The organism is Thermodesulfobacteriota bacterium, assembly GCA_040755095.1.
Classification (GTDB): Bacteria; Desulfobacterota; Desulfobulbia; order Desulfobulbales; family JBFMBH01; genus JBFMBH01.
The window spans coordinates 1-7,224 of the sequence record JBFMBH010000176.1 but is presented as its reverse complement, the minus strand read 5'-3'; the positions used below and the strand labels follow the sequence as shown (position 1 = coordinate 7,224).

General features: G+C 68.2%; 5 protein-coding genes. 3 read left to right on the top strand and 2 right to left on the bottom strand.

What is annotated here, in order from left to right; translation table 11 throughout:
• The 3 genes from AB1634_17985 to ybgF all read left to right on the top strand — a co-directional run.
• Nucleotides 1-640 (top strand): energy transducer TonB (locus AB1634_17985; GenBank protein ID MEW6221406.1); only part of this gene is annotated, 640 nt, incomplete at its 5' end.
• A 44-nt stretch (nt 641-684) separates the two neighbouring features.
• Nucleotides 685-1,983: a protein TolB gene (locus tag AB1634_17980; protein MEW6221405.1), complete on the top strand. Its 1,299-nt coding sequence runs from the start codon at nt 685-687 to the stop codon at nt 1,981-1,983.
• A gap of 85 nt (nt 1,984-2,068) precedes the next feature.
• A complete protein-coding gene (ybgF, locus tag AB1634_17975; GenBank protein ID MEW6221404.1) occupies nt 2,069-3,046 on the top strand; it encodes a tol-pal system protein YbgF in 978 nt (325 codons plus the stop codon).
• A 210-nt stretch (nt 3,047-3,256) separates the two neighbouring features.
• On the opposite strand, the gene AB1634_17970 is transcribed toward ybgF, so the two are convergent.
• Both AB1634_17970 and AB1634_17965 read right to left on the bottom strand, forming a co-directional pair.
• Nucleotides 3,257-6,346, bottom strand: coding sequence for an efflux RND transporter permease subunit (locus AB1634_17970; GenBank protein ID MEW6221403.1), 3,090 nt, complete (start codon nt 6,344-6,346; stop codon nt 3,257-3,259).
• A 4-nt stretch (nt 6,347-6,350) separates the two neighbouring features.
• Nucleotides 6,351-7,224, bottom strand: an 874-nt coding sequence (locus tag AB1634_17965; GenBank protein ID MEW6221402.1) for an efflux RND transporter periplasmic adaptor subunit, incomplete at its 5' end; no start/stop codon positions are given.

Sequence of the window (7,224 nt, the reverse complement as noted above, 5' to 3'; positions counted from 1 at the left end):
GAAGCCGGAGCCGAAGCCGGAGCCGAAGCCGGAGCCGAAGCCGGTGGCGGTGCCCAAGCCGGAGCCCAAGGAGGCCATCTCCCTGGAGCCCCGCAAGGTGGTCCAGAAGAAGGAGGCCAAGACCAAGGCCGCCACCCAGACCGCCCGGGTGGACGATGCCCTCAAACGGATCCAGGACCAGATCCGGCAGCGGCGGGAGGCGGAGCAGGCGGAGCGCCAGGTGAGCCAGGCGGTGGACCTCTTGCGCTCGCGCATCCAGGCCCAGGCCACCACGCCCGCTGCCCCCCAGCCGGGCCCGCCGTCGCCGGCAGCCGGTGGGGGAGGTGGCGGCGGCTCGGAGCTGGACGAGGCGTTGCGCCGGTATCTGGCAGCCATCATCAGCCAGATCAGCGCCAACTGGATCCTTTACGACCTCCCCAAGTGGGAGGACAAGCTCCTGGCTGTGGCGGTGATCCGGGTCACCCGCAACGGCCAAATCGACAAGAGCTTCTTTGAAGAACAGTCCGGGGACCGGCAGTTCGATCAGTCGGTGATGAAGGCCATCAAGGACTCCTCGCCCCTGCCGCCCTTCCCTCCAGCCCTCAAGGACGAGGATCTGGAGTTCGGCCTGCGCTTCCGGCCCGGCGGCGCTGTGGACTGACCTCCCGGGCCGTTCCCAACCTCTCACGCCGTGTGGAATCTGCCATGAAACGATCCCTGCCCCTTGCCGCGGCCCTTCTGGCCGCCATCCTCCTGCTTCGCGCCTCCACTGGCCATTGCGGCCGCATCTACGTGGACATCACCTCGCCGGAGCTCCGGAAGATCCCCATCGCGGTGCCCTATTTCCTGGATACCGGCCGGCCAGGCCCGGCCCTGGACCCGGGCAAGGAGATGAGCGCCTGGCTGGATCGGGCACTGACGTTCCATGGCTTCATCGCCGTCTTGGACCCCAAGACCTATGGCGGTGTGCAGGATGCGGCCTGGAAGGACCTGAAGATGGATTTCACCATCCTGGGCAGCTATGACCTCGAGGGCTCCATCATCTCCATGGAGATGCGGCTGCTGGACCTGCGAAACGAGGAGCCGAGCATGCTCCTGGGCCGCCGCTACCGGGGGGAATGGGCCCAGCGCCAGACCATGATCCGCCGCTTCTGCGACGAGGTCATCCTCCAGCTCACCGGCGAGCGGGGGGTGAGCCTGACCAGAATCGCCTTTGTCTCCGACCATACCGGCAACAAGGAGGTCTTCCTGGCCGACGTGCTGGGCGACTCGGTGCGCCAAGTCACCGCCCACCACAGCATCACCGCCTCGCCCCGCTTCGCGCCGGACGGCCGGCGCCTGGCCTACGTCTCCTTGCACCGGGACAATCCCAACCTCTACATCACCGATCTGTCCCAGGACAAGTACACCAAGGCGATCTCCACCCAGAAAGGCCTCAACATGGCCGCCGCCTGGTCGCCGGACGGCGGCAGCCTGGCCATCACCCTGTCCGTGGACGGCAATCCGGATCTCTACCTCATCGGCCTGGACGGCCGCGTCCAACGCCGGCTCACCTCCGGAGCCGGCATCAACGTCTCCCCCTCCTGGTCGCCGGACGGCAAAAGGATCGCCTTCTGCTCGGACCGGGCCGGCAACCCCCAGATCTTTGTCATGGACGTGGCCTCTGGGGCGGTGCAGCGTCTCACCTACGAAGGCCGCTACAACACAGCGCCAGCCTGGTCGCCGGACGGCAAGTGGATCGCCTTCACCGGCCAGGTGGAGCGTTTTCACAACCTCTTTCTGGTCTCCCCGGACGGCGGGGCACCCACCCAGCTCACCCCCGGAGGGGCCGACCACGAGGCGCCCTCCTGGTCCCCGGACAGCCGCCAGATCGTCTTCACCCGCGGCAACGGCAGAAAGTCCGACATCTGCACCATCTTCAGCCAGGGCGGCGCCATCCGCACTCTGCTGCCCATGGCCGGCAACCAGTCCAGCCCCCAGTGGTCGCCGCGGCTGGAGGAGTGAAGCCACCCTCTTGGCAACCGGCGCCTGTTTCTGGTAAGAAGAGCCGCATCGTCGAACGTCCTTCATCCCGGAGGAGGAACCGGTCATGAACAGGCTTGCCCTTGTCCTCCTGCCTGTGGTCGCGCCCTTTCTGGTGCAGTGCGCGGCCCAGCAGGACATCGTCACCCTGGATCAGCGGGTGCGCCAGAACGACACCCATCTTGAAACCCTGCGGCGGGACCTGGAGGACCTCCGCGGCCAGCAGGCCGCTTCCCGCGGCAAGGCCGAGCGCAGCGAGCTGGAGGCGGTGCAGCGCCGCCAGGCTGAAATGGGCGACCTGCTCGACCAGCTCAAGGCCGAGCTCCTGCGGGTTGGCGGCCGCATGGACGAGGTCACCCACCAGAAGCAGCGCCTGTCCAGCGACTACCAGAGCGCCAAGACCGATCTGCAGACCCGCCTCGACGGGCTGGCCACCACGGTAGAAGGCCTTGGCCAGCGGCTGGCCAGAATGGAAGGCGAGGTGGAAGCCTTGAAGGGAGCCCGCATCGACACCGCGGCCGACCTGGCCGTGACAGCGCCGCCGGCCAAGCCCGCCGCGCCGGCGTTCCCCGGCGGCCCCCAGCCCCTGGAGCCGGCCTCCGCCAAGCGCAAGCCCGGCGAGCCCGAGCCGGCGGCCACCCCTGCCGGGCCAGCCACGGACTCCACCCGGGAACAGGCCCTCTACGATGCGGCCCTGGGTCTCTTTCGCAACAACCAGTACGCCGAGGCCCGCCAGGCCTTTGGCGATTACCTGGCCAAGTATCCCCAGGGCAAGATGGTGGCCAACGCCCGGTTCTGGCTGGGAGACAGCCTCTATCGCCTCGAAGAATTCGAGATGGCGATCCTGGAGTACCAGAAGGTCCTGAACGACTTCCCCACCCACGAGAAGGCCGCCGCCGCCCTCCTCAAGCAGGGCCTGGCCTTCGAGCAGCTCAAAGGCCCAGACAACAAGGAAACGGCCAGGATCCTGTACAAGAAGCTCATCGCTGACTTCCCCAAGAGCGAGCAGGCCGAGCAGGCGAAAAAGCAGCTGGAGAAGATGTAGGCCCTGCGGACAGCAGCCGGCTGCAGGTGGATCCCCCGGGGATGCCTCCCTGGTGGCCGGCTTCCCCCCTTCCCGCCGCGGCGGCACCACCCCGCCGCTCCCGCCCCCTGGCGCTGCCACGGCGATGAGCCTCTCCCCACCGCCACACCCCAAGCCCCCAGCCGCGGCCGGCGAAACGCGGCCGGCCGGCTGAGCCGCTCCGCCCGCCGATCACTCGTCCCGGCCTGCGGCCTGCAGCCGATCCCGGCGGTGGTCCCGGGCCACCAGCATGTAGATGGAGGGAACCACGAAGAGGGTGAAGAGGGTGCCCACCGCCATCCCCCCGACCAGCACCAGGCCGATGGAGTTCCGGGCCGCCGCCCCGGCGCCGGTGACCAGGGTCAAGGGGAAATGACCGGCGATGGTGGCGGTGCTGGTCATGAGGATGGGCCGCAGGCGGGTGACGGCCGCCTCCTGCACCGCCTCCAGCTTGCTGCGGCCCTGGAGCTGCAGCTGGTTGGCAAACTCGACGATGAGAATACCGTTTTTGGCCACCAGCCCGACCAGGGTCACCAGCCCCACCTGGGAGTAGATGTTCATGGTGGTGGTCCACCCCCTGGTCCAGAAGGGGAGGTTGGGATCCGGCATCTGGAGGAAGGTGAAAATGAGGGCCCCGAACATGGCCAGGGGCACCGACCCGGCCAGGATGACGAAGGGGTCCCGGAAGCTGTTGAACTGGGCAGCCAGAACGAGAAAGATCAGGGTCACCGCCAGGGCGAAGGCAGGCAGGAAGCGGTTGCCTTCGCTCCGCAGCTGCCGCGACTCGCCCGTGTAATCGACCACATAGCCCTTGGGCAGGATCTTCGCCGCCTCCGTCTCCAGGAAGGTCAGGACCTCGTCCAGGGGCCGCACCGGCACGCCGCTCAGCTTCACCGCGCTCAGCTGCTGGAAGCGGTTCAGGGAGCGGGGCACCGTGGCTTCCTGCAGGCTGGCCACCGTGGCCAGCGGCACCAGCTGGCCCTCCGGGCCGCTGATGTGGATCTGTGCCAGCTGGTCCGGAATCAGGCGGTCGGCCCGGGCGATCTGCGGGATCACCTTGTAGGAACGGCCGGCGATGGAAAAACGGTTGACGAAGTTGCCGCTCAGCATGCTGCCCAGATCACCACTCACCCGGGCGAGATCGAGCCCCAGATCCGCCACCCGGTCCCGGTCGATCACCACCTCGGCCTGGGGCTGGTCGATCTTGAGATCCACCATGGGCGGGAAAGCAAAGAGGCCGGAGGTCATGGCCTTGGCCTGGAGCTCCCGGGCAAAGCCCAGGATCTCGGGCGCCTCGGCGGTGCTGGCCAGGATCAGCTCCACCGGAAACTGGCCGCCGCCCGGAAGGGCCGGCGGGGTCACCGGAAAGACCTGGATGCCGGGGATGGCGGCGAGCTTGCCTTGCACCTCGGGCATGATCTGGAAGATGGTCCGCTCCCGTTCATTCCAGGGCTGGACCACCATGCCGCCGAAGCCGGAGGCCGGGAAGGTGATCTGGAAGGTGAAGCGGCTCTCGGGCACCGACAGGAAGGCCCGGTTGACGGCGGCGGTGAAGAAGCTGTTCTGGTCCAGGGTGGAGTTGGCCGCCGCCTCGACGATGCCGAAGATCACCCCCTGATCCTCGGTCGGGGCCAGCTCCCGGGGCGACATCACGAACATCGGCACGGTCACCAGACTGAACGTCAGCCAGACCAGGTAGACCGCCGGCCGGGCCCGGAGGGTGCCGGCCAGCCAGCGGCCGTAGATCGCCTTCAGCCGGTCGAAGCCGCGGCTGATGCGGCCGGCGAGTCCCCTGCCAGCCCCGGCCGGTTGCAGCAGGTGGGCGGACATCATCGGCGACAGGGTCAGGGCCACCACCCCGGAGATGGTGACCGCGCCGGCCAAGGTGAAGGCGAACTCCCGGAAGAGTGAGCCGGTGAGGCCGCCCTGGAGGCCGATGGGGGCATAGACTGCCGCCAGGGTGACGGTCATGGCGATGATCGGCCCCACCAGCTCCCGGGCGCCCTGCAGGGCTGCCTCCAGGGGGGACTTGCCCAGACGCAGGTGGCGCTCGACGTTTTCCACCACCACGATGGCGTCGTCCACCACGAGACCGACCGACAGGACGATGGCCAGAAGGGTGAGGAGGTTGACGGTGAAGCCGAAGGCCTGCATGAGGAAGACCGCGCCGATGAGGGACAGGGGGATGGCCACCACCGGGATGAAGATCGATCGCAGGGAGCCCAGGAACAGGAAGATGACCACCACGACGATGAGCAGGGTGTCGCCCAGGGTCTTCAGAACCTCCTCGATGGCGTTCCGGATGTAGTCGGTGGCGTCATAAGCCACCCGGGCCGTGAGCCCGCTGGGCAGCCCCTTTTCGATGCTGGCCATCTCGGTGCGCACCCGGCTGATGACATCCAGGGAGTTGGCGTTGGGCAGGGGCCAGATGCCCATGAACACCGCGGTCTGGCCCGAGAAGCGCACCTCGGCGTCGTAGTCCTCGGCCCCCAGCACCACCTGGGCCACATCCCGCAGCCGGACCACCGCACCCCTCTCCTCCCGGATCACCAGCTGCCGGAACTCCTCCACCGAGCGCAGATCGGTGTTGGCGGTGAGATTGACCTGGATCATCGAGCCCTTGGTGCGGCCGACGGCAGCCAGGGTGTTGTTGGCGGCCAGGGCCTGGCGGACCTGGCTGGGCGAAAGGTGGTGCGCCGCCATCCTGGCCGGATCCAGCCAGACCCGCATGGCAAAGGTGCGGGCGCCCAGGATATCGGCCCGCTGCACCCCGGCCAGGGCGGACAACCGGGGTTGGACGATCCGCACCAGGTAGTCAGTGATCTCGTTCTGGGCCAGGACGTCGGAGGTGAAGGAGAGGTAGGCGGAGGCGAAGCGGCTGTCCGCAGACTCGATGTTGATCACCGGCACCTCGGCCTCGGGGGGCAGGTCCCGGCGCACCTGATCCACCTTGGAGGAGATCTCCGCCAAGGCCTTGGTGGCGTCGTAGTTGAGCTTGAGACGAGCAGTGATGGTGGAGACCCCCAGGCTGCTTTGGGACTCCAGATAGTCGATGCCATCGGCAGCCGCGATGGCCCGCTCCAGGGGGCTGGTGACAAAGCCCCGCACCAGCTCGGCGCTGGCGCCCACGTAGGCGGTGGTCACCGTCACTGAGGCGTTCTCGCTTCGGGGGTACTGGCGGACATTGAGGGAGCGGATCGCCTGCAGCCCGGCGATGATGATGACGAGATTGACCACCAGAGCCAGCACCGGGCGGCGGATGAAGAGATCGGTGAGGGCCATGGCGTTAGCTGTTGGCGGGATCGGGGGCCAACTGGAAGGAGGGCAGGAGGGTGTTGTCCTTCACCACCGCCTGGCCGTTGCGCAGCTTGAAGACACCGGTGGCCACCACCGTGTCGCCGGCGGCGAGCCCGGAGGCCACGGCCACGAAATCCCCTTTCTTGCGGCCCAGGCGCACGAACTGCTGGCGGACGGACAGGGCCTTGGCGCCGGTGGAAACGTCCACCTTCTCCTCCACAACAAACACCGAATCGCTGTACGGGGCGTACAGGACGGCGGTGGCCGGGATGACCAGCACCTCCTCGGCACCGGGGAGATGCATCGCCACCTGCACCGACATGCCCGGCCGCCAGCGCTCGCCGGGGTTGGGCAGGGTAGCCTGAGCCGTGATGTTGCGGGTGGCGGCGTCCACCTGGGCACTGACCGCGGTAATGCGGCCTTCCGCCTCTTCACCGGGGAAGGCATCCGCAACGATGCCCACGGCTAGGCCGACCCGGATCTGGGGCAGCTGACCTTGCGGCAGCTGGAAGTCGACGTGGATGGGGTCGAGGGCCACAAGGCTCACCACCGGGTCGCCCTCGGCGAGGATCTGGCCTAGGCTGACCTGCCTGATCCCCAGCCGGCCGGCGAAAGGGGCGACGATGGCCTTCTTGGCGATGGCCACCTGGATGGCGTCCCGCTGGGCGGCGGCCGCCTTGAAGCGGGCCTCGGCGGCGTCCAGCTCGGAGCGGGAGACGGATGTCTTGGCCAGAAGCTGGCTGATCCGGTCGAGACTGGTCCTGGCCAGGGCCAATTCGGCCTCGGCCGCCCGCAGCTGGGCCGCTTCGGCCGCCGTGTCCAGCTGGGCCAGCAGGTCACCGGCCTTGACCGCAGCGCCGGAG

Excerpts from the sequence above, each read along its gene's own strand:
- AB1634_17980 (MEW6221405.1), top strand. The coding sequence starts at position 685 with ATGAAACGATCCCTGCCCCTTGCCGCGGCCCTTCTGGCCGCCATCCTC.
- ybgF (MEW6221404.1), top strand. The coding sequence starts at position 2,069 with ATGAACAGGCTTGCCCTTGTCCTCCTGCCTGTGGTCGCGCCCTTTCTG.
- AB1634_17970 (MEW6221403.1), bottom strand. The coding sequence starts at position 6,346 with ATGGCCCTCACCGATCTCTTCATCCGCCGCCCGGTGCTGGCTCTGGTG.